Raw genomic sequence first — 23,077 nt, 5'->3', positions numbered from 1 at the left:
CACCCCGAGCCGAAGGGAATTTGTGCAGGTCACCAGCGTCGGCCACGCCGGATTTCTGATCCAGACCCACGCGGGCAGCATCCTGTGCGACCCGTGGGTCAACCCGGCCTACTTCGCCTCCTGGTTCCCGTTCCCCGACAACAGCACGCTGGACTGGGACGCGCTGGGCGACTGCGACTACCTCTACGTCTCCCACCTGCACAAGGACCATTTCGACGCCCGGAACCTGCGGGAGCACGTCAACAAGGACGCGGTGGTGCTGTTGCCGGACTTCCCGGTCCCCGACCTGCGCAACGAGCTGGAAAAGCTGGGCTTTCACCGGTTCTTCGAGACCGCCGACTCCGTCAAGCACCGGGTCAGCGGGCCCAAGGGCGACCTCGACGTCATGGTCATCGCCCTGCGGGCTCCCGCCGACGGCCCGATCGGCGACTCGGCGCTGGCGGTTTCCGACGGCACCACAACGGTTTTCAACATGAACGACGCCCGTCCGGTCGACTTGGACGTGCTGGCAAGCGAATTCGGCCACATCGACGTGCACATGCTGCAGTACTCGGGGGCGATCTGGTACCCGATGGTCTACGACATGCCGGCGCGGGCCAAGGAGTCCTTCGGCATCCAGAAGCGGCAGCGCGGGATGGACCGGGCGCGCCAGTACATCGCCCAGGTGGGGGCGACGTGGGTGGTGCCGTCGGCGGGACCGCCGTGCTTCCTGGACCCCGGGTTGCGCCATCTCAACGACGACGGCTCCGACCCGGCCAACATCTTCCCCGACCAGATGGTCTTCCTGGAGCAGATGCGCAGCCATGGGCACGACCGCGGGCTGCTGATGATCCCCGGGTCGACCGCGGAGTTCTCCGGCGCGACGCTGACCGCGCTGCGCCACCCGCTGCCCGAGGACCGGGTCGAGGCGATCTTCACCACCGGCAAGGCGGACTACATCGCCGACTACGCCGACCGGATGGCGCCCGTCATCGCCGCGGAGAAGGCGGGCTGGGCCCCGGCCGTCGGGGAGCCGCTGCTCGAGCCGCTGCGCGCGCTGTTCGAGCCGATCATGCTGGCCAGCGGCGAGATCTGCGACGGCATCGGCTACCCGGTCGAGCTGGCGATCGGCCCCGAGACGGTGATCCTGGACTTCCCCAAAAGGACGGTGCGCGAACGGATTCCCGACGAACGCGTGCGCTACGGCTTCACGATCGCGCCCGAGTTGGTGCGCACGGTGCTGCGCGACCGCGAACCGGACTGGGTGAACACCATCTTCTTGTCCACCCGCTTCACGGCCTGGCGGATCGGCGGTTACAACGAATACCTGTACACGTTCTTCAAGTGCCTGACCGGCGAACGGATCGCCTACGCCGACGGATGGTTCGCCGAGACGCACGACGACTCCGCGTCGATCACGATGGAGGGCTGGCAGATGCAGCGCCGTTGCCCCCACCTCAAGGCCGATCTCTCCAAATTCGGCGTGGTGGAAGGCGACACGTTGACGTGCAATCTGCACGGATGGCAGTGGCGGTTGGCGGACGGCCACTGCCTGACCGCGCGGGGACATCAGCTGCGGAGCTCGCGGGTGTGAGCCGGGCCCACGGCCAGTCCTACGACGACGGCCTGGTCCAACTGGACCGGGCGGCGATCACCTTGCGCCGCTACCACTTTCCGTCCGGCACGTCGAAGGTGATCGCGCTGGACAACGTCCGCGGCTACAAGACCGAACCGCTGGGCCTGTTCGCCCAGCGGTTCCGCATCTGGGGCAGCTCCGACTTCCGCCGCTGGCTGCCCCTGGACATCCGCCGACCGTTCAAGTCGCTGCTGGTCACGCTGGACGTGCCGGGGACCTGGCCCAGCCCGGCGTGCACCCCGGAGCGCCCGGAGGAGTTCCTGGCGCTGCTCGACGAGCTGATCAGTCAGCGCGGGTAGCGGCGGGGCGCGCACCGGCCAGGCTGCGGCCGTGCCCGCCGTCGGCGACGCGCGCGTACACCGATTTCATCGCCCCCAGGTAGCGGTCGATGGATTCGCGGGCGACCGGATTGTCCGGGAACAGCACCGTCACCGTCGTCTCGTGCTGAAAGCGGTTGACCCACATCGATACTTGATGGGAGATCCTGCCTTCGTCGTAGATCCTGAAATTCAGGTCGGAGTTGGCCACGGTGGACAGGGGGGCGATGCTGGCATCCAGGAAGGACATCACGAAGTTGCCGGGCCGGGGCCTGGTGAGCCCCATCGCGGGTGGGGCCAACTCCACCACGCGGTCGAACGGCACCGTCGCCAACTCCAGGCCCGCGTCGAAGGAGGCCTGCGCCGCGCGGGCGGCGTCGGGGAAAAGCGTCGCGCCCGCGGGGACGCTGACCGGGACCAGCCCGGTGAACCAGCCCATCGTGGCGAGTTCCGTTGCGGTCCTGCGGGTATCGGTGGTGGTGACCACGGCGAACGCGTCGGCGCCGGTCAACTCGCGTTGCGTCAGGGCGGCGCAGGCGAAGACCCCGCCGCTGAAGCGGGCGCCCGCCGCGACGCAGGCCGCCTCGAACCGCTCCGACTGTCGTTCGTCCATCAGCGTTTCCGTGATCAGCTTGCCCGCATGGGGCACCGACAGGTCGCCCAGCGGCAACGGATAGTACGGCAGGGTCCCGCCGTTGTCGGCGGCGAAGCGCATCCACCCGCGGACCCGGGGAGACTCCACGGTCAGCGCGGCCGCGTCCCGCTGCTGGCGCAGGCAGTAGTCGGCGTAGCGGCCCGCATCCGGCAGCGCGACGGGCGGCTCGCCGCCCACCAACGCGCCGTACATCGCGTGGATCTCGGTGAACAGCACGCCCATGACCATCGGGTCGACCAGCAGGTGGGCGATGCTCGCATAGAAGGTGAAGTGGTTGTCGCTCTGCACGATTCCGAACACGAAGCAGTCCCACCGCAACGGGTGCGGCGCACCGATGTGGTGGCGCAGATCCGCCGCCGTCATCTCCGGATGCTCGACCGGCACGAGCTCGATGCCGGCGGGATCGGCGATGGTGTGTCGCACGATGCGCCCCGAAGCCTCGCAGTCGAACCAGCTGTGGTAGGAGTCGTGGCGCCGCAGGTGCGCGTTGAGGGCAAAACTCATCGCCCGCACATCGCACCGGCCGGCCACGTCCCAGGTGAAGATCATCAGCCGCGACAGATCGAGACCCCGGGCCGCGTGTTCGCGGTAACGGCGCAGATGCTGGGCCTGCTGATAGCTGGGCGGCACCGCGCTGACCGGCGCCTGCCGGGCCCTGTCCATCGCCGCGGGCGAGGCGTGCCAACAGACGACCGGTCCGCGCGACGGCGTCCAGTCCTGCAGTGTGGTGATGCCGAACACGTCCCCCCGTCCTGCCGCCGCACCCGGCCCCGAGGTTGTGAGCTTACCCGGTGAGGCGCGTTCGGGAGTGCGACGGCGGCGGAAACGTCCACGGACCCGGCCGTCGTACCGCGAGTTTTCCGCACGGCGCCGCCGCGCGTGCAGTAGGTTCACCACCATGTGGTCCACCGTGCTCTTGTTGGGGCTCTCGGTGGTGCTCGAACCGGTCCGCATCGGTCTGGTGGTCCTCATGCTGAACCGGCGCCGTCCCCTGGTGCAACTGCTCGTATTCCTGTGCGGCGGTGTGACAATGGGGGTCGGGGTGGGCCTGGTCCTGCTGTTCCTGATCGGTGCCACCCCGCTGGCCGGGCACCTCACCGTCGCCGGGGTGCAGATCTCCACCGGGCTGGTCGCGCTGCTCGTCGCGGTGCTGCTGGTCACCGGCGTGTCGGCCAGGTTCCTGCGCCGGGTTCCGGCGAAACCGGCACCGCCGGCCCGCGCCGGGTGGCTGTCGGCGACCGCGCGACAGCTCCTGCACGGCGACTCGCTGTACGTCGCCGCGGTCGCCGGGATGGGCGCCGCGCTGCCGTCCGCCAACTACCTGGGGGCGATGGCGGCCATCCTGGCCTCGGCTGCCGCGCCGGCGGCGCGGGCCGAAGCCCTGCTCGCGTTCAACGCCGTCGCGTTCGCGATGGCCGAGATCCCGCTGCTGAGCTACCTGGTGGCGCCGCGGCAGACGCGCGCCGCCGCGGCGGCGCTGAGGGACTGGCTGCGGGCCCGGACGCAACGCGGCGCCGGTTTCATGGTGGGGGCGGGCGGCTGCCTCATGCTCACGCTCGGGTTGAGCAGGCTCTGAGGATCGATGGATCGGCACCGGGAGACATCATGAACAGGCTGCTGGTCGGGGCGGTGACGGCGGTGCTGACGACGTGGGCGGCACCGTTCGGCGATGGTGTCGCGTCCGCCGACACCGCGTTGATCGTGCCCGGCACCGAGCCGTCCCCGTACAAGCCGTTGCGGTCGCTGTACCACTTCGACCCCGCGACGCAGCCGGATATCGGCGCCAACTACTACAGCCCCGAGGCGACGCGGCGCGTCATTGCGTATCCGGGCAGCTTCTGGCCGCTCACCGGCTGGCAGTCGCCGACCGTCGGCAACTCGGTGGCCACCGGGGCCGACAACCTCGACGCGGCCATCCGTGGCACCGGCGGGCCCATCTCGGTGGCCGGGCTGTCGCAGGGTGCGCTGGCGCTCGACCGCGAACAGGCGCGGCTGGCCAACGACCCGACGGCGCCGCCGCCGGGTCAGCTGACGTTCATCAAAGCCGGTGACCCCGACAACCTGCTGTCCCGTGCGTTCAAGCCGGGAACCCACGTCCCCGTAATCGACTACACGGTCCCGGCCCCGGTGGAAAGCCAGTACGACACGGTCAACGTCGTCGGCCAATACGACATCTTCTCCGACCCGCCCAACCACGTGGGGAACCTGCTCGCCGATCTCAACGCGGTCGCCGCGGGCGGGTACTACGGCCACAGCGCCACCGCATTCTCCGACCCCGCCCGCGTCGCCCCGTGGGACGTCACGACGACGACCAACAGCCTGGGCGCCACCACGACGACCTACCTCATCCGCGGCGGCCAACTCCCGCTGGTCCGGGCGCTGGTGGACATGGCCGGCCTGCCCCCCGAGGCGGCGGGGACGCTCGACGCGGTGCTGCGGCCCATGATCGACCGGGCCTACGCCCCGGGGCCCGCGCCGTCCGCGAACCCGGTCCGGCTGCTCGGCGGAGTCGGCCACGCTCCGGCCATCGCCCCCTCGATCAGCATTCCCCTGTCGAGCACCACCACCGGCGTCAGCGCCGCCACGGCCGCAACGAACGCGCTCCGGGGCGCCCGCGCCCTGCGGGGCGGCAAGGGCGTGCTGGGGACGATCAGAAGACTGCTCCCCAAACGGAAATGACCCCGGGCGCGCCCCGGCCGCTCCGGTAATGCCGAGAGCTTGACCGCCACTCGGTGAAAACGCTCGATCTGCCGACAGATCCGTCCCGCAGGTCGTACGCTCGGTGCGCGGTCGCCGGCGATGGCCGGGGCGCTCGACGTTCGTGACCGGGGAAACGACCCGGGTGGGGGAAGGATCGGCGTGATGAACTATCCGGTGTTGCCGCCCGAGGTCAACTCGTCGCGGATGTTCACGGGTGCGGGGCCGGGTCCGATGCTGGCGGCGGCGGCGGCCTGGGACGGGCTGAGTGCCGAATTAAGCTCGGCGGCATCGTCTTTCGGCTCGGTGATCTCGACGTTGACCGGTCAGGCGTGGCAGGGCCCGGCGGCCGTGTCGATGGCCGCCGCGGCGGCACCGTTGGCCGGATGGCTCAACACCGCGGCGGGGCACGTGTCGCACACGGCGCAGCAGCTGCGGGCCACGGCGGCGGCCTTCGAGGCCGCGCAGGCGGCGACGGTGCATCCGGTGCTGGTCGGGGTGAACAGGAACCAGCTGGTCTCGCTGGTGGCGTCGAACCTGTTCGGGCAGAACGCCCCCGCGATCGCGGCCACCGAGGCCGAATACGAGCAGATGTGGGCCCAGGATGTGGGCGCGATGTTCGGCTACCACGCCGGGGCCTCGGCGGCCGCCTCACCGCTCACGCCGATCATCCAGGAGCTGCAGAGCCTGGCCACCAACCTCGGTTACGGCAACGCCGGCACCTTGAACCTGGGCGGCGGCAACACCGGCAGCGGCAACGGGGGCGGCGGCAACACCGGCAACTACAACCTCGGCAACGGCAACACCGGCAACTACAACCTCGGCAGCGGCAACACCGGGAACCTCAACCTCGGCAGCGGCAACATCGGCAGTCTCAACTACGGCAAGGGCAATGTCGGCGGCTACAACATCGGTGGCGGGGACGTCGGCAGCCTCAACGTGGGCAACGGAAACCTCGGTTCGGGCAACGCCGGCAATGGAAACCTCGGCAACTCCAATGCGGGCGAGGGCAATACCGGCTACGGCAACGTCGGATTCGGCAACAACGGCACGCTCAACGTGGGCATGGGGAACAACGGCGGCGTCAACGTGGGCTACGGGAACAACGGCAACGACAACTTCGGGTCCGCGATCATCGGCAACAACGACGTCGGCCTGGGCATCACGGGCAGCCACGACGTCGGCCTGGGCCTGACCGGCAGCAACGAGGTCGGCATCGGCAACCTCTACTTCGACACCAGCACCGGCACGGTCCACCTCGGCGATCCGTTCAACTCCGGCACCGGGGACATCGGCCTGTTCAACTCCGGCAACAACGACGTCGGCTTCTTCAACTCGGGAAACAACGACGTCGGCCTCCTGAACTCCGGCAACGTCGACCACGGCTTCTGGAACTCGGGCAACGGAAACCTCGGCTTCGGCAACGGCGGCAGCTTCAACACGGGCTTCGGCAACTCCGGCAGCTACGACCAGGGATATTCCAACTCGGGCTACGCGGACGTCGGCTCGGCCAACTCGGGTGTCCAGGACGTCGGCCTCTGGAACGGGGGCAACCACAACGTGGGCCTCGACAACGGCGGCAACTACAACGTGGGCCCGTTCAACGCCGGCAACCACAACATCGGCGTCGAAAGTTCCGGCACCGGAAACATCGGGGCCGGCGACTCGGGCAGCATGAACACGGGTTTCGGGAATTCCGGCAGCACCAACACCGGCTTCTACGACTCGGGCAGCACCAACACCGGCGTCTGGGACGCGGGCAGCGCCAACACCGGGCTGGGGTTGGTGACCAGCACCGGCAACACCAGCTCCGGCTACGGCAACACTGGCATCGGGACCTCCGGCTTTGACAACACCGGCGACGGCACCTCGGGCTGGTACAACATGGGCAGCGGGGACAGCGGCTACGGGAACGTGGGATCGGGCCAGATCGGTTTGCAGAACAGCGGATCCGGCAACACGGGCTTCTTCAACTCGGGCACCGGCAACGTGGGCGCCAACAACACCGGCACGTCCCGGGTCGGGCTGAACTTCTGATACCGCAGCGACCTCAGAGCCGCAGGCCGTGATCCATCCGGAAGCCGATCAGGTCCTCGGCGTCGGCCGACGCGCGCAGTTCCTCGGGCAGCAGCGGTTTGCGCGCGGTTGGGCGGCTGCGCCGGCGGTCGCGTCGTAACGGCCGGCGGAACGACGGACGCCACCAGTTCGCCTCGCCCACCAGCACCGCGATGGCCGGCACCGTGACGGTGCGGACCAGAAAGGTGTCCAGCAGCAGCCCGGTGCCCAGGACGAAGGCGTCCTGGACGACGCTGCTGAGGCTGGCGAACAGCAGGCCGTACATCGAGGCGGCCATGATCAGCCCCGCCGCGGTGATCACCCCGCCGGTGGAGCCCACGGTGCGGATCACCCCGGAGCGCAGGCCCGCGGCCGACTCGTCACGCAACCGCGAGACGAGCAGCATGTTGTAGTCGGCGCCCACGGCGACCAGCACGACGAAGGTCAATCCCGGTACGCTCCAATGCAACTCGCGGCCAAGCAGGAACTGGAACACGATGACGCCGATACCCAGCGCCGACATGTAGGACACGATGACCGAACCGATCAGGTACAGCGGCGCAACGACCGCGCGCAGCAACAGGATCAGGATCAGCAATACGATGCAGATGGTCATGCCGACGATCAGCCGGACGTCGTGATCGGAGTAGTCGCGCATGTCCTTGAGCACGGCCGGTAAACCCACCACCGAGACGGTGGCATCGGCCAGCGTGGTGTTCGGCTGGGCGCCCCGGGCGACGGCCGTGATCGCGCGCAGCTGGTCCGTGGCGGGGGTGCCGAACGGATCGAGGTTCGACTGGATCAGGTACCGCACCGCGTGCCCGTCGGGTGAGACGAAGGCCGAAGCGAGTTTCCTGAGTTCGTTGACGTTCAAGCCGCCCAACAGGTCCCGCGCCCCGGGCGGCATCGCGGCGGGCTTCTCGCCCGCGCCCAGGGCGTACGACAACACCTGCCGGGGGATGTAGAACCCCGCCATCGCCGGCGTCGTCGCGTCGTCGCGCATGCCCAGCAGGAAATCCGACGCCTCGCCCAGCCCGAGGCCCATCTTCTTGACCTGGTCGACCAGCGACTGCACCCCGTCGGCCAGCTGCCGGCTCCCGTCGGCAAGCGAATTGGCCCCCTGCCGCAGGAAATTGACTTTGCCCCGCACGCCGCCCGGGTCACCCATCCCCAGCGCGCCCAGGGCGCCGACGACGGTGCTCAGCGCCCGGCGCAACCCGGACACCGTGGCCGCCAGGGTCTGCAGGGCGTGCGTCGACCGCAGCTGCCGCGCCAGCTCCGAGAGCTTGCCCAGGGTTCCGTCGTCGCGTGCGGTGACCATGCGCCGCAGTTGCGTCCGCGCCCTGACGCAGCCCGGCTCGGCGTCGCACATCGGGCTGCCGTCGAGTGCGCCCAGCACGGGGCCGGCCCAGTCGGAGTTGCCGGCCACGAAATCGGCGTCGGCGCCGATGCTGTCGCCGAGCGCACGCATGCCGCTGACCAGTTTCGCCGCTCCGTCGAGTTCGCTGAGTGTCCGGTTGCCGCCGAAGGCGTTCCCCAGGTAGGACAGCGCGTCGAGGAGACCGCCGGCCGTGGCGACGGCGCGGTTCACCTGCTCCCGCACGTCGCCCAGCTTGGCCGCCATCAGATTGGCGCCGTTGGTCAGCTTGTCGAGATCTCCGGTGTGCCCGGTGATCTGCCCGGCGCCCTCCTGCAGCTTGTCGCCGACCTCGCCGGCCTGCCAGGACACCCTGGCTTGCTCCAGCGGCTGGCCCATGGGTCGCGTGATGCCCCGCACCGCCGCGACACCCGGCACCTGGCTGACCCGCCGTGCCATCTCCTCCAGGTCGGCGAGGCCTCGCGGCGTGCGCAGGTCGCGCGGCGAGGCGACGACCAGGTACTCGGGAACGATCAAGTTGGGCGGGAAATGCCGGTCCAGAGCGGCGTATCCGACCGAGCTGGCGACCGAGGGCGGCAGGCTCTTGCGCTCGTCGAAGTTGTAGTGGGCCATGCCCGCGCAGCCGGCCAGGATGACCAGCACCAGGGCGCTCGCCAGCAGATGCGCCCGGGGCCGCCGCACGATGTGAATTCCGGACCGGCGCCACAGCCGACGGGTCAGCTCGCGGCGCGGTGCGACCCAGCCACGGCGTCCGGTGAGCACCAGCAGGGCCGGCAGCAGCGTCACCGCGGCCAGAAACACCACCCCGATCGACACACCGAGCACCGGGCCGACCGTTCGCAGGATCCCGAGCCGGGTGAAGATCATCGCCATGAAGGTGACCGCGACGGTGGCCGCGGAGGCGGCGATCACCTTGCCGATGGAGGCCAACGCCTGCACGACCGCCCGGTCGGAGTCCACGCCCTGCCGCAGGTAGTCGTGGTAGCGGCTGACGAGGAAGACGGCGTAGTCGGTCCCCGCGCCTACCATCATGCCGGTCATGAAGATGACGGTCTGGTTGGCGACGCCCAGGCCCAGCGTCCCGATCCCCGCCACCACGCGCTGCGCGACGAGGACCGACACGCCGATCGTCAGCAGCGGCAGCATCATGGTGACCGGATTGCGGTAGATGACCAGCAGGATGACGAACAACAACAGCGGGATCGCCAGCTCGATCCGGGTCCTGTCCCGCTGCCCGGTCAGGTTGAGATCGGCGACGGTGGCCGCGGGGCCGGTCAGATCGGCCCGCAGCGTGGACCCGGCGACCGCGTGCCTGACGATGTCGGCGACCCGCGCGTACGCCTGTTTCGACTGCCGCGAGGTCAACTCGCCCGGCAGCCCGACCGGCAGGATCCAGGCCTTGTGGTCCTTGCTGGTCATGACGTCGCGCAGCGGCGGCGTCGCCAGGAAGTCCTGCAGCATCACGACATCCCGGGTGTCGCGGCGCAGCGTGCCGACCAGGTTGCGGTAGACGGCTTCGTCGGCCGGGCGCAGCCCCCTGGGATCGGCCAGCACGACCACCGCCAGGCTGTCCAGCCCGGCTTCGTCGAACGCCGCGGTCATGCGCTGGTTCGCGACGGACGACGGCGCACCGGGCGGCAGGATGTCCACCGGATGGGTCAGGGAGACCTCTTCCAGCGACGGCATGGTCAGCGACAGCACGCCCGCGAGCGCGGCCCAGCAGACGATCACCGCCCACGGCCATCGGACGACCGCGCGACCCAGCCGCGGGAACACGCCCGCGTCACCGGATCGGCTGGTCTCGTTCATCGCCTCGGGGCACCCGCCGTCAGCACGCCTGCTGCCGCCGCAGCGCGGGGGAGCCGCCCGGTGCCGCGGCGGGTTCGCCGTCGGCGACGCGCACGCACACCGATCTCACCGCCGCCAGGTACCGGGTCACGGATTCGCGGGCGACCGGGTTGTCCGGGAACAGCACGGCGACGGCGGTCTCGTCGAACCGGCCGACCATCGTGTTCAGCGGATAGGTGACGCGGCCGTCGCTGCGCGCACCGACAGGCAGGCCCTCGAACATCTTCGTCAGCACCGAGAGCGGGCTCACCTGGGCGTCGAAGAAGTTGACCAGCGAGAACAGCGGCCGGGGCCGGACCAGCGACGGCGCCAACTCCACGACGCGTTCGAACGGCACCCGCGCGAGGTCCGCACCCGAGTCGAACGACGCCTGTGCGGCGCGGGCCGCGGCGCCGAAGGACGGCGCGGCGGCGGGGACGGTGATCGGGATCAGCCCGGTGTACCAGCCCTGCGTCATGAAGTCCGCCTCGGTGCTGCGCGTGTCTCGGGGTGTCAGGCCGAAATAGGTTTCGTCGCCGGTCAATTCGTGGACCGCCAGGGCGATGCAGGCGAACATGCCCCCGACGAAACGGGCGCCCGCCGCGGCGCAGGCGGCGTCGAACCGCTCGGTTTGCTCCCGGTCCAGCAGGGTCACGCCGAGCAGGTCGCCGCCGCAGGGCAGGGACCGATCACCCAGCGGCAGCGGGAACGCCGGGAAGGTTCCGTCGTTGGCCTCGGCGAAGCCGATCCACGCGGCCACCTCCGGCGAATCCGCGGTCAACGCCGAGGTGTACGCGCGCTGCCGGACGCAGAAGTCGTCGTAGCTGCCGGCGGGAGGCAGCGCGACGGGCGGAGCGCCGGTGACGAGCGCGTCGTACATCGTCTGGAACTCCATGAGCCCCGCGCCGACGAACTGCCCGTCGGCGTGCAGATGGTCGATGCTGGCGTAGAACGTGAAGCCGTCGGCGCGCTGAATCGTCCCGAAGCTGAAGCAATCCCAGTGCAGCGGGCCGGGTGTGGCCACGATGTGTTCCCGCAGTTGCGGGCTCGTCCGGTCGCCATGCCCGGTGGGCACGAACTCGATGTCGGCGGCGTCCGCGATGGTGTGCCGGACGATGTGGTCGGCGTCGCGGTACTCGAACCAGCTGCGATAGGTGTCGTGCCGCCGCAGGTGCGCGTTGATCACGTACGACATCGCGCGCAGGTCGCACCGGCCGTCCACGTCGACGGAGGCGATCAGCAGCCTCGAGTGGTCCCGGCCCCGGGCGGCCTGCTCGGTGAAGCTGCGCAGGTGCCGGGCCTGGATGTAGCTGGGCGGCACCGTGCTCACCGGCGCGGCGAGGGCCTTGGCGCGGGCCGCCGGCGACGGGTGCCAGGACACCAGCGAGCCGGGACCGGGGTCCCAGTCACTGACCGTCGACACATCGAGTGGGCCTACGCGCACTGCTGCCTCCCGTATCTCGGCGCCCGCCCAGCTGGTCGTACAGGTGATCCGCCAGGCGGTGCGCGGTGGTGCTGATGTCGTTGGGCGCCAGCCGTATTCCCGTCTCGGCCTCGAGACGGGTGCGCAGTTCGAGGGCCCCCAGCGAGTCCAGCCCGTACTCGGGCAGCGGACGGTCGGGGTCGACCGCGCGGCGCAGGATCAGGCCGGCCTGCTCGGAGACCAGTTGCCGGATCCGCGCGGGCCACTCCTCCGGCGGCACGTCGTCCAGTTCGGCGCGGAATTCGCTGGTGGCACGGTCCGCACCCCCGGAACGGGCGGTACCCAGTCGCAGGCCCCACACGGCGACCAGGACGGCGCCCACGTCGTCGAGGAGCTCGAGGTCCGCTTCGAGCGCGCCCGCGGCGGCGCTGGTCACCCGCGCGTAGCAGTACCGGGCGGTCCGGGCGGACGCGTAGGCGCGCAGCCGGCGCAGGCCCGACGGCGGAAGCGAACCGCCGTTGCCGTTGCGGATCTCCGGGTGCGCCCCGACCGCCTGGAAACACGCGTCCAGCAGCGCGGGGTGGATCCCGTAGTGGCCCTGGTGGGGGCGGATCGAACCGGGCGGCACGACCTCGGCCAGCACCGAACCATCCCCTACGTGCACCGCGGCCAGGCCGGCGAACGCGGGCCCATACCGCACCCCCGCGCCGGTGAAGCCCCGGCGCAGCTCGCCGCCGTCCACCCGGGACGGGTGCGCCGCCAGCAACGCGGGGACGTCGTGCCCGGATGGCCGGTCGTCGGCGTGCGCCGCGTGCAGCGCCGCCGACGCCAGCCGGAGCTGCCCACCCCCGTCGCGGGGCGTCTGGACCGTGAACTCGGCGCGGCCCGGCGCCGTCACCGACGCGACCGCGGTCACCGGAGTTTCCTTGTCCGGCAGCAGCATCGCCTCGAAGGACACGTCACGGACCTCGCACGTGTCACCCAGGACGGCCCGCGCCGCGGCCAGCGCCATCTCGCAGTAGGCGGCCCGCGGGAAAGCGGGCACGTCGTGGACCCGGTGATCGCCCAGCCAGGGCAGCGCACCCGTGCCGACGTCGGCGTGCCAGGCGTGCCGCTCGGGTTCCTCGGGCAGGGGCACGTGCGCCCCCAGCAGCGGATGGACCGCGACGCTCACGCCGGTCCGCCCGTGACCGTCGGCGCCGGCGCGACGGCCCGGCAGGCGGCGCCTGGTCCAGGCCGCCGGCGGCGCGTCGAGCAGGCGGCCCCGCGGGTAGGGCACCGAGAAATCCACCGCCGCGCCCGCGTGGTACAGCTCGGCCAGCACGCCCAGGAGCCCGTGCGGTGGCCGTTCCCCGCGCCGCATGACGGCCAACGCGGCCACCGGCGTGCCGGCGGCGGCGGCCGTGTGCCCGACTGCGTCGGTCAGCAGCGGGTGCGGGGACAGCTCGGCGAAGACGCGGTGCCCGTCGTCGAGCGCTGCGCGCACCGCCGCGGAGAACCGCACGGTGTGGCGCAGGTTGTCCGCCCAGTAGCCGGCATCGCACGCCGGTCGTTCGCGCGGGTCGAACAGGGTCGCCGAGTAGTAGGGCACCTGCGGGGCCGTCGGGCGCAGCAGCGCCAGCGCCCGGGCCAACTCATCGAGGACGGGGTCGACGTGCGGGGTGTGCGCCATGCCGACGGCATCGACGGCCACGTCCCGCGCCGTCACCCCGCGGCTCTGCCACGCGGTGCGCAGCGCGCGGACCGACTCCGGGGACCCGGCGATCAGCGCGGTCTGCGGCGAGGTCACCGCCGCGACGACGACGTCGTCGACGCCCAGGGCGGTCAGCTCGGACCGCACGCGCAGCGCGGGCAGCTCCACCGACGCCATCGCCGCCGGGCCGGCGGCCGTGGCCATCAGGCGGGAGCTGCGGCAGACCAGCCGCACCCCGTCCTGCAGCGACAACGCTCCCGCCACCGCGGCCGCCGCGGCCTCGCCCAGCGAGTAACCGATGACGGCGCCCGGGCGGATCCCGTAGGACCCGAGCGTGGCGGCCAGCGCCACCTGCATCGCAAACAGCGTCGGCTGCACCCGGTCGGTTCCGGCCACCACCTCGGGCGCGGTCATCGCGGCGGTCACCGAGAATCCGGACTCCTCGGCGATCAGCGGTTCCAGCGTCGCCACGGTCGCGGCGAACACCGGTTCGCTCACCAGCAGGTCGGCCCCCATCGCCGCCCACTGCGAGCCCGCGCCGGAGAACACCCACACCGGCCCGCGGTCGTCGCTGCCCACCGCGGGCCGGTACGCGGTGGCGCCGCCGGCCACCTCCCGCAGGCCGGCGACGAGCTCCTCGACGCCGCCGGCGATCACCGCCGTCCGCACGGGCCGGTGCGTGCGCCGGCGCGCCAGTGTGTAGGCCAGGTCCGACGGCACCACGGTGTGCGCGCGCTCGTGCACCCAGCCCGCGAGCCGGTGCGCGGTCTCCCGCAGCGCGTCGGCCGAGGAAGCCGACAGCAGGAACGCGGCCGCACCCGGCGGGGCGGATGCGCCCGCCCCGTGGGGCGGGGCCTCTTCGACGATGGCGTGCAGGTTGGTCCCCGAGGCCGCGTACGCCGACACCGCCGCGCGCCGGGGTGCCCGACCGTGCGCGGGCCACGCCGTACTCGCTTGTGGGACAAAGAGTTTGGTGTCGACATCACCGAGCTCCCCGGGCAGGCGGTCGAGGCGCGGAGCGCGCGGGACCACCCCGTGACCGACGGCCAGGACAGTTTTGATCAGGGCCAGCATCCCCCCGCCGGTCCCCACCCACCCCAGGGCGCAGGGCGCGTCGACGCCGTACACCTCCGCGACGCCCGCATGTCCGGCGGGACCACCGATCGCGGCGGCCGCGCCGTACGCCTGCACCATCCCGACGGTGCTCGCGTCCACGCCCGCCGCGGCCAGCGCCCGCAGGCAGGCCGCGGCCCGCGCGGGCGGGGCGTGGGTGGCGGCCGTGCCGAGGATGACACCCAGGATCCGGTCGCCGCCGGCAAGCGCGTCGGGCAACCGCTTGAGCACCAGCGCGGCTGCGCCCTCGCCCGGCGCGAACCCGTCCGCGGCCAGCGCGAGGTCGCTCTCGCCCTCGTGCAGGCTGCGGCATGCCAGGTGGACGGCGGTCAGGCCGGAGGAACAGTCGGTGTCCACCGTCATCGCCGGGCCGTGCGACCCGACGGCGTGGGCGATCCACCCGGACGCCGTCCCGAAACCGTTGCCGGGCAATCCGTGTGGCCCGTGCGTCAGGCCCACGAACACGCCGGTCGACGAGCCGGCCAGCGCCTCGGCGGGCAGGCCGGCGCGGTCCACCGCCTCCCAGGAGACCTCCAGCAGCAGCCGCTGCTGCGGGTCGATCGCGACGGCCTCGCGCTCGCCGATCCCGAAGAAGTCGCAGTCGAAAACGTCCGCATCCCATCGCTGCCGGGGCGGTTCGGCCGGCGCGTCGTCACCATCGAGCAGCGCCGCCCACAGCAATTCGGGAGAGTCGATCCCCCCGGGCAGTCGGCACGCCATGCCGACGACGGCGACCGGAGTCACACGTGGCTGGCCCACGTAAGTCAACCCCCTCTGTCACCAGCGGTCGATGCCGTTGTCGCCGGTTCCGATCCGGCCGGGCACCTGGGGCGTCGCCGGCGGCACCGCCACCCCGCATCGGGGCCGTATGCCGCACGCCAAGTTGAGCGACAGCCTAGCCGCCGCCCCGCCGGCGCAGTCGGAATTCGCGAGTTCGCGGCAAAATCGCCCGCAGGTAGGGTGGCGCCTCATGATCGTGCGTTCCGTTCCGGCGATGCTGCGCGAGTGCGTCAACCTGCAGCCCGACGGCACGGGTTTCACGTTCGTCGACTACGAGCGGGACCCGGCCGGGATCACCGAAAGCCTCACGTGGTCGCAGACGTATCGGCGGGTGCTCGCCGTCGCAGGGGAACTCCGGCGTCGTGCATCACCCGGTGACCGCGCCGTGTTGCTTGCGCCGCAGGGGCTCGATTACGTCGTGGCTTTTCTGGGCGCGCTGGAGGCCGGAATCATCGCGGTTCCGCTTTCCGTTCCCCTTGGGGGCACCGCCGACGAACGCGTCGATGCGGTGCTGCGCGATGCCACGCCCACCGCAATTCTCACGACATCCTCCGCCGTCGACGATGTCGCCCGGCGGATTGCGGCGGGGCCGTGCGTCTGCACCCCGGCGATCATCGAGGTCGATTTGCTGAACGGCGACCATCCGATGAAATCGGATAGTCACGGCCGCGCGGGTTTCACCGACACCGCCTACCTGCAGTACACGTCGGGATCGACACGTCAACCGGCGGGCGTGATCATTTCCCACCAGAACGTGCTGGCGAATTTCGCGCAGCTGATGTCCGGCTATTTCGCCGACAGCGGGGGCGTCGCACCGCCGGACCTCACGCTGGTGTCGTGGCTGCCGTTTTATCACGACATGGGTCTTGTGCTCGGAGTGTGCGCGCCGATATTGGGCGGATTTCACGCCGTGCTCACAAGTCCGGCGTCGTTTCTGCAGCGGCCCGCCCGGTGGATGCAATTGCTGGCGAACAATTCTCGGGGATTTTCGGCGGCCCCCAATTTCGCGTTCGAACTGGCCGCGCGCAAGACGCCGGACGACGACATGGCCGGCCTCGATCTCGGCGGTGTGCACACCATCCTCAGCGGTAGCGAACGCGTCCAACCCGCGACCCTCGGCCGCTTCGCCGAGCGCTTCGCCCGCTTCAACCTCCGCCCCTCGGCCGTCCGGCCCTCCTACGGGCTCGCCGAGGCCACGGTGTACGTGGCGACCGGCGATCCCGGCCGGCCGGCGACGATCGCCCACTTCGACTCCGGGCAACTCGCCGCGGGCCGCGCCCGGCGGTGCCCCGACGCGTCGGGCACCGCGCTGGTCGCCTACCCCCTGCGGGCATCGCCGCTGGTGCGGATCGTCGACCCCGACACCCGCGCCGAGCGTCCGGAGGGCACCGTCGGCGAGATCTGGGTGCTCGGCGACAACGTGGCGGCCGGCTACTGGCGGAGGCCGGGTGAGACGGAGCGAACCTTCGGCGGGAGAATCGCCGCGCCGTCGCCCGGCACACCCGAGTCACCCTGGCTGAGAACGGGCGATTCCGGCTTCGTTTCCGCCGGCGAACTGTTCGTGATCGGCCGCATCAAGGACCTGCTGATCGTTTACGGGCGCAACCATTCTCCCGACGACATCGAAGCGACCATCCGGGAGATCACCCGGGGCCGCTGCGCGGCGATCGCGGTTCCCGGCGACAGTACCGAGAGGCTGGTAGCCGTCGCCGAACTCGGGGCGCGCGGCGATGCGGACGCGGACCGGCTCGCCGCGGTCACGCGGGAGGTGACCGCGGCGGTCTCGGCCGGGCACGGCGTGGGCGTTTCGGATGTCGTGCTGGTCCCCCCCGGTTGCATCCCGATCACCACGAGCGGCAAGGTCAGACGAGCGGAGTGCGTCCGCCTCTACCGAAGCGGCCTGTTCACCCGCCTGGAAACCTAGCTAGCCGCGCCGTTCGTCGAGCGCCGCGCGGCCGGCGTTGTAGCCGGGGATGAAGGTGATCCCCGGCCCACCGTGGCAGCCGGCACTGCCCAGGTACAGTCCGTCGATCGGAAGCGGTTGGCCGACAAACCCTTTCGGGCCCGGGCGGTTGGGGCCGATCTGGTCGGGGTTCAGCAGCCCGTGGCAGTAGTCGCCGCCCGGCGCCCCGAACATCACGCCCATGTGCCTGGGCGTGAACGTGGTGTGCCGGATGATGCTGCGTTCGAAGTTCGGCGCGAGCCGGGTGATCTTGTCGATCACGCGCTGACCCATCTCGGTCTTGGCCCGGCCATAGGATCCCGCGTCGTCGCCGCCCTCGATGGGGAACCACAGCGCGAACGCCGAGGCGGCATGTTTGCCGGGCGGCGCCAGGCCGGGGTCGTTCTGCGAGGGAATCTGCAACACCGCGGTCGGATCGGCCGGGACGATTCCGCGGCGGCAGTCCTCCCACTGCTGCTGCACTTCCTCGGGCGTGCAGAACAGGCCGATCGACGCCTGCATGGCCGGCTCGTTGAGCGCCTCGTAGGGCGCCGCGAACCCGGGGGCCTCGTCCAGGGCGAAGTGCATCTGCAGGTAGCTGCCGCGGTGGTCGGTGCGCGCGTAGCGGGCGCGGATGTCGGCGGGCAGCGCCGCCGGATCGATCAGGTCGTTGACTGTGACGTCGGGCGCGATGCCGGACACGACGATCGGGGCGCCGATGGTGTCGCCCGCCTCGGTGCGCACCCCGGTCACCCGGCCGTCGGAGACGACGATCTCGGTGACCTTGGTGCGCAGGCGGACCTCGCCGCCGTGGCTTTCGAGCAGCTCGCACAGGTGCGCCGTGAGCGCGCCGATCCCGCCGCGCAGCTTCTTCATCTGCATGGTGTCGCCGTCGGGAACGCCCAGGCCGAAGGCCAGCGCCGCGGCGCTGCCGGGCGTGGCCGGCCCGCGGTAGAGGGTGTTGACGGCCAGCACGGTCATCGAGCCGCGCAGCGCGGCGTGCTTCTCGCGGTCCGGCAGGTAGCGGTCCAACACGTCGGTCACCGACCCGAACAGCATGTCGGCGATCGCCGAGCGCTCGAATTCGTTCGTGGCGCAGGCATACATCTGGTCGTAGGTCTTGGGCGCGGTTCCGGCTTCGAACCGGCCCAGCGCCCGCGTCGGCGCCTGGCTCCACGCCATCAGCCCCGCCATGCCGTTGACGGCGTCGGCCCCGTGCACCTCGTTGAGGTGGGTGAACAACTTGATCGGGTCGCTGTACTGGACCAGCGGGTCGTCGCCGATCCCGCGCAGCGCCACCGACATCACGTCGAGGTCGATCGTCGGCAGCGTGTCCAGGCCCAGTTCCCCGACCACCACCGACGAGGTCGGGAACTGCACCGACCCGGCGATCTCGAACCGGTATCCGTCGAAAAGCTCCACGGTGGAGGCCATCCCACCGGCGTAGAGCTTGGTGTCCAGGCACACGGTCCGCAGACCCGCCTTCTGCAGCAGCACCGCCGCGGTCAGCCCGTTGTGCCCGGCACCGACGACTATCGCGTCATACGTCATGTCCAGCCCCGTCATGTCCCGCCCCGTCATGTCCAGCCGCCGGGAATGAGAGGAGGCTGGCACGAAGCCGAAGTTTTGTCAATTATGACGAAAGTCATTGTCAATGATGACGAAGGTCAATTATGACGAAAGCCGGGTCAGGTGAACCCGGTGCCGGCGATGCCGACCCGCACCGACTCCAGCGCCGCATGGCAGACCCGCGCCAGTTCGCCGAGCGAGCGGTCGTCGCCGAGCATCCAGACCTCCATCGCGCCGAACACCGCGGCCGCGATGCAGCGCGCGGTCACCGCGATGCGCAGCCGGGCGTCCGGGGACTGCCCGCGCGGCTCCGCCGCACAGCTACGTCGCTGCAGCTGCGCCTGCACGGCGTCGGCGAAGTCCGCCTGGACCTCCCGGATGTGGCGGACGATCCGGCCCGGGTCGAGCTCACCCTCGCGCAGCGACGCGATTTTGGTGACCGCGTCCACGTCGTAGGGGAACGAGAAGATGGCCGCCCGCACCGAATCGATGATCGGCTCGTCGGCGGGCCGGGCGTCCAGCGCGGCCCGAAACCAGTGCAGACCGGCGTCGTAGTCGGCGAACAGCAAATCATGCTTGGACTTGAAGTGGCGATAGAAGGTCCGCAGCGACACCCCCGCGTCGGCGGCGATCTGCTCGGCCGACGTGTCCTCGACGCCCTGGGCCAGGAATCGCACCGCCGCGGCCTGGCGCAGCGCCTCCCGGGTGCGCTCGCTGCGCACGGTCTGCGCGGGCCTGGCCATGGCAGTAACCTACCGCACCGGACGTTATGTCGATTATGTCGGTTATGTCAATATTGACATAACTGGCGGGCGCAGGGAGACTGCGCCCATGGTCTCGCTTCTCGTGCACGCGGTTCTCGGGCTCGCGGTCATCGGCTGGATCGTCGCGTCGAACCCGAAGGTGTTCGCCCGCCCCGCCGGGGGTCCCCTGTTCTCCCCGCTGGAGTTCGTCTACTACGCCGTCGGCATCGCGTCGGTCGTCCTGGGCTGGTGGTTCAACATCCACTTCGTGCAGCAGTACGCGCAGGGGTCGACGAACCCCCTGTGGGGGCCCGGCAGCTGGGCGGACTACATCCGGCTGATGTTCACCAACCCCGCGGCCAGCTCGGCCGGCCAGGACTACACGATCGCCAACGTGATTCTGCTGCCGCTGTTCACGATCGTCGACGGCCGTCGCCGCGGGCTGCGGCATCCGTGGCTGTACTTCGTGTCCAGCCTGTTCACCAGCTTCGCCTTCGCGTTCGCCTTCTACTTCGCCACCGTCGAGCGCCAACATCGGCACGCGCGATCGGCCACCGCGCCGACAACCGTGGACGCCTAGCGTTTTCCAGGCGCTGGCCCGTCGCCGCCGCACGACGTCGGGAGCACGTGACGGCCGGCCGGGTTTGCGCCGCGGCGTTTGGCCGCGTACAGCGCGGCGCCGGCACCCCGCCGGACGTCGACGCCTCAGGCCCGCGGCTCCAGGATCTCGGCGCCGACGAACGGGACGAGAGCCTTCGGGACCCGCACGCTTCCGTCGGGCTGCTGGTGGTTCTCCAGAATCGCCACCAGCCATCGCGTGGTGCCCAGGGTCCCGTTCAGGGTGGCCGCGGTCTGCGGCTTGCCCTGGCTGTCGCGGTAACGGGTCGACAGCCGGCGCGCCTGGAAGGTGGTGCAGTTCGACGTCGACGTCAGCTCCCGGTAGGTCCCCTGAGTGGGCACCCACGCCTCGCAGTCGAATTTGCGCGCGGCCGACGAGCCGAGGTCGCCCGCGGCGACGTCGATCACCCGATACGGCACCTCGATCTGCGCCAGCATCTGGCGTTGCCAGCCCAGCAGCCGCTGGTGCTCGGACTGGGCCTCGTCGGGCACGCAGTAGACGAACCCTTCCACCTTGTCGAACTGGTGCACCCGGATGATGCCGCGGGTGTCCTTGCCGTAGCTGCCGGCCTCCCGCCGAAAGCACGACGACCAGCCCGCGTACCGCAGCGGGCCGCCGGACAGGTCCACGATCTCGTCGGCGTGGTACCCGGCCAGCGGCACCTCCGAGGTGCCCACCAGGTACAGGTCGTCGGCCTCCACCCGGTACACCTCGTCGGCGTGGGCGCCGAGGAATCCGGTGCCGGCCATCACCTCGGGGCGCACCAGCGCCGGCGGGATCATCGGGACGAAGCCGTTCTCGACGGCGAGCCGCAGGGCCAGCTGCAGCAGGCCCAGCTGCAACAGTGCCCCGCGCCCGGTCAGGAAGTAGAACCGGGAGCCGGACACCTTGGCGCCGCGCTGCATGTCGATGAGACCGAGCGACTCCCCGAGCTCCAGATGGTCCTTCGGGTCGACGAACACGGCCGGCTCGCCGACCACGTCGAGGACGGCGAAGTCGTCCTCCCCGCCGGCCGGGACCCCCTCGACGATCACGTTGGGGATCGCCAGGTGCGCCGCGGTGAACGCCGCCTCGGCCGCGGCCTGGTCCGATTCGGCGGCTTTGACCTGCTCGGCGAGCTCCTTGGCGCGCCGCAGTCGGGCCGGGCGTTCCTCGACCGCGGCGGCGCCCACGCTCTTGCTGGCGGCCTTCTGCTCGGCGCGCAGCGAGTCGGCCGCCGAGATCGCTGCCCGGCGCGCGGCATCGGCTTCCAGCAGCTTGTCCACCAGCGCCGGGTCCTCACCGCGGCTGAGCTGGGAACGGCGTACGGCGTCGGGGTCTTCCCGGAGCAGCTTCAGGTCGATCACGGCCCTGAGACTACTTTCGCCGCTCCGGCCCGACGGCGGAGCGTCCCGCCCGGCCGATCCCACGAAACTACATCCGCAACATTGGTCACGCGGCTGTGCGGCTCCTGTCAGAATGGAGCAGATGTCGGAAGCCCCCGCACCCGAAGCCCCGGAAGCCAGCACTTCGCCTGGACCGGGCCGGCCGCGTACGCTTCGCGCCGTGCGGGCGCGGGCCACGCGGCGCGGGCTGCTGCTCACCGCTCTCGGTGGCCTGATGATCGCCGGGCTGGTCACCGCGATCCCGGTCGCCGGCACCGGACCGGGACGGTTGGCCGGTTACCTCGACGCGGATCCGGTCGCCAGCACAGGCAGCAAGAGCGACGCCGCCTTCAACCGCGCCGCCGCCGGCGACTGCCTGATGTGGCCGGACCTCGGCCCGGAGTCCGCAACCATCGTCGGCTGCGCCGACGACCACAAGTTCGAGGTCGCCGAGTCCGTCGACATGCGGACCTTCCCCGGCTCCGAATACGGGCCCAAGGCCGAACCGCCGTCGCCGGCCCGCATCCAGCAGATCACCCAGGAGCAATGCGAACCCGCGGTCCGCAACTACCTCGGATCCAAGTTCGACCCCAACAGCAGGTTCACGGTGAGCCTGCTGTGGCCCGGCGACCGGGCCTGGCGGCAGTCCGGCGAGCGCCGCATGCTGTGCGGGCTGCAGCTGCCCGGCGCGAACAATCAGCAGCAGGTCTTCAAGGGCAGGGTCGCCGACATCGACCAGTCCAAGGTCTGGCCAGCCGGCACCTGCCTGGGCATCGACCCGGCGACCAACCAGCCGATCGACGTCCCGGTCGACTGCGCGGCCCCGCACGCGATGGAGGTCACCGGCACGGTGAACCTGGCCGAGAAGTTCCCCGGGTCGCTGCCCGCGGAGCCCGACCAGGACGCCTTCATCAAGGACGCGTGCACCAAGATGACGGACGCCTACCTGGCGCCCGTCAAGCTGCGCACCACCACCCTGACGCTGATCTATCCGACCGTCTCGCTGCCCAGCTGGTCGGCGGGCAGCCGGGAGGTCGCGTGCAGCATCGGCGCGACGCTGGGCACCGGGGGCTGGGCCACGCTGGTCAACGGCGCCGGAGGCGAACTGCTCATCAACGGCCAGCCGCCGGTGCCGCCGCCGGACATCCCCGAGGAGCGGCTCACGCTGCAGCCGATCCCCGTCCAGGCGCCGGCCGGCCCGCCCAGCGCGCCGGCGAACCCGGTCCCGCCGAACAACCAGCACCTCCCGCACCAGCAGCCGGCCGCGCCCCCTCCGCAGGCCCCGGC

At 71.0% G+C, this 23,077-nt stretch carries 15 protein-coding genes; 8 read left to right on the top strand and 7 right to left on the bottom strand.

Annotation, left to right across the window (positions count from 1 at the left end):
• The first annotated feature begins 22 nt into the window (after window positions 1-22).
• Window positions 23-1,573: an MBL fold metallo-hydrolase gene (locus tag FPZ47_RS01080; protein WP_144948053.1), complete on the top strand. Its 1,551-nt coding sequence runs from the start codon at window positions 23-25 to the stop codon at window positions 1,571-1,573.
• The gene (locus FPZ47_RS01075) at window positions 1,570-1,914 is read left to right on the top strand and encodes a hypothetical protein (RefSeq protein ID WP_144948055.1); all 345 of its coding nucleotides are present in this window, start codon (window positions 1,570-1,572) and stop codon (window positions 1,912-1,914) included. The genes FPZ47_RS01080 and FPZ47_RS01075 overlap by 4 nt, the downstream gene beginning before the upstream one ends.
• Here the strand turns inward: FPZ47_RS01075 and FPZ47_RS01070 are convergent.
• Complete coding sequence (locus FPZ47_RS01070) at window positions 1,898-3,328, bottom strand: condensation domain-containing protein (protein WP_144948058.1); 1,431 nt, start codon at window positions 3,326-3,328, stop codon at window positions 1,898-1,900. The genes FPZ47_RS01075 and FPZ47_RS01070 overlap by 17 nt on opposite strands.
• Before the next feature lie 157 nt (window positions 3,329-3,485).
• Here FPZ47_RS01070 and FPZ47_RS01065 point away from each other — a divergent pair, with 157 nt between their 5' ends.
• The 3 genes from FPZ47_RS01065 (at window position 3,486) to FPZ47_RS01055 (ending at window position 7,321) form a co-directional block, all read left to right on the top strand.
• Window positions 3,486-4,163 carry a GAP family protein gene (locus FPZ47_RS01065; RefSeq protein ID WP_144948061.1) on the top strand — a complete coding sequence of 226 codons (678 nt, stop codon included), beginning with the start codon at window positions 3,486-3,488 and terminating at the stop codon, window positions 4,161-4,163.
• A 29-nt stretch (window positions 4,164-4,192) separates the two neighbouring features.
• Entirely contained in the window at window positions 4,193-5,266 is a 1,074-nt protein-coding gene (locus FPZ47_RS01060) for a PE-PPE domain-containing protein (RefSeq protein WP_144948064.1), read from the top strand.
• Between the two features lie 183 nt (window positions 5,267-5,449).
• Window positions 5,450-7,321: a PPE family protein gene (locus FPZ47_RS01055; RefSeq protein ID WP_210419799.1), complete on the top strand. Its 1,872-nt coding sequence runs from the start codon at window positions 5,450-5,452 to the stop codon at window positions 7,319-7,321.
• Window positions 7,322-7,334: 13 nt separating this feature from the next.
• On the opposite strand, the gene FPZ47_RS01050 is transcribed toward FPZ47_RS01055, so the two are convergent.
• The 3 genes from FPZ47_RS01050 to FPZ47_RS01040 are packed head-to-tail and all read right to left on the bottom strand — an operon-like array spanning window position 7,335 to window position 15,532.
• On the bottom strand, window positions 7,335-10,526 hold the full coding sequence (locus FPZ47_RS01050) for an MMPL/RND family transporter (protein ID WP_144948067.1): 3,192 nt from the start codon (window positions 10,524-10,526) through the stop codon (window positions 7,335-7,337).
• Between the two features lie 19 nt (window positions 10,527-10,545).
• The gene (locus FPZ47_RS01045) at window positions 10,546-11,988 is read right to left on the bottom strand and encodes a condensation domain-containing protein (RefSeq protein ID WP_144948070.1); all 1,443 of its coding nucleotides are present in this window, start codon (window positions 11,986-11,988) and stop codon (window positions 10,546-10,548) included.
• Window positions 11,951-15,532 (bottom strand): type I polyketide synthase, encoded by a 3,582-nt coding sequence (locus tag FPZ47_RS01040; RefSeq protein ID WP_168209319.1) that lies wholly within the window; start codon window positions 15,530-15,532, stop codon window positions 11,951-11,953. Before FPZ47_RS01040 ends, FPZ47_RS01045 begins: the two co-directional genes overlap by 38 nt.
• Before the next feature lie 211 nt (window positions 15,533-15,743).
• Between FPZ47_RS01040 and FPZ47_RS01035 the strand changes: the two genes are divergently transcribed.
• Window positions 15,744-17,477: an AMP-binding protein gene (locus FPZ47_RS01035; protein ID WP_144956054.1), complete on the top strand. Its 1,734-nt coding sequence runs from the start codon at window positions 15,744-15,746 to the stop codon at window positions 17,475-17,477.
• Here the strand turns inward: FPZ47_RS01035 and FPZ47_RS01030 are convergent, their stop codons facing one another.
• Window positions 17,478-19,061 carry a phytoene desaturase family protein gene (locus FPZ47_RS01030; protein ID WP_144956082.1) on the bottom strand — a complete coding sequence of 528 codons (1,584 nt, stop codon included), beginning with the start codon at window positions 19,059-19,061 and terminating at the stop codon, window positions 17,478-17,480.
• A gap of 122 nt (window positions 19,062-19,183) precedes the next feature.
• Window positions 19,184-19,807 (bottom strand): TetR/AcrR family transcriptional regulator, encoded by a 624-nt coding sequence (locus FPZ47_RS01025; RefSeq protein ID WP_144956057.1) that lies wholly within the window; start codon window positions 19,805-19,807, stop codon window positions 19,184-19,186.
• Between the two features lie 88 nt (window positions 19,808-19,895).
• On the opposite strand from FPZ47_RS01025, the gene FPZ47_RS01020 reads away from it, so the two are divergent.
• Complete coding sequence (locus FPZ47_RS01020; protein WP_144956060.1) at window positions 19,896-20,387, top strand: DUF2834 domain-containing protein; 492 nt, start codon at window positions 19,896-19,898, stop codon at window positions 20,385-20,387.
• A 125-nt stretch (window positions 20,388-20,512) separates the two neighbouring features.
• Here FPZ47_RS01020 and serS read toward each other — a convergent pair whose 3' ends face one another.
• On the bottom strand, window positions 20,513-21,772 hold the full coding sequence (gene serS / locus FPZ47_RS01015) for a serine--tRNA ligase (RefSeq protein WP_144956063.1): 1,260 nt from the start codon (window positions 21,770-21,772) through the stop codon (window positions 20,513-20,515).
• Window positions 21,773-21,884: 112 nt separating this feature from the next.
• Between serS and FPZ47_RS01010 the strand changes: the two genes are divergently transcribed.
• Window positions 21,885-23,077: septum formation family protein (locus tag FPZ47_RS01010; RefSeq protein WP_145039309.1), on the top strand; the 1,193-nt coding region annotated here is incomplete at its 3' end.

The sequence above is a fragment of the Mycobacterium helveticum genome (assembly GCF_007714205.1).
Lineage (GTDB): Bacteria > Actinomycetota > Actinomycetes > Mycobacteriales > Mycobacteriaceae > Mycobacterium > Mycobacterium helveticum.
This window is presented reverse-complemented; position numbering and strand designations above follow the sequence as displayed.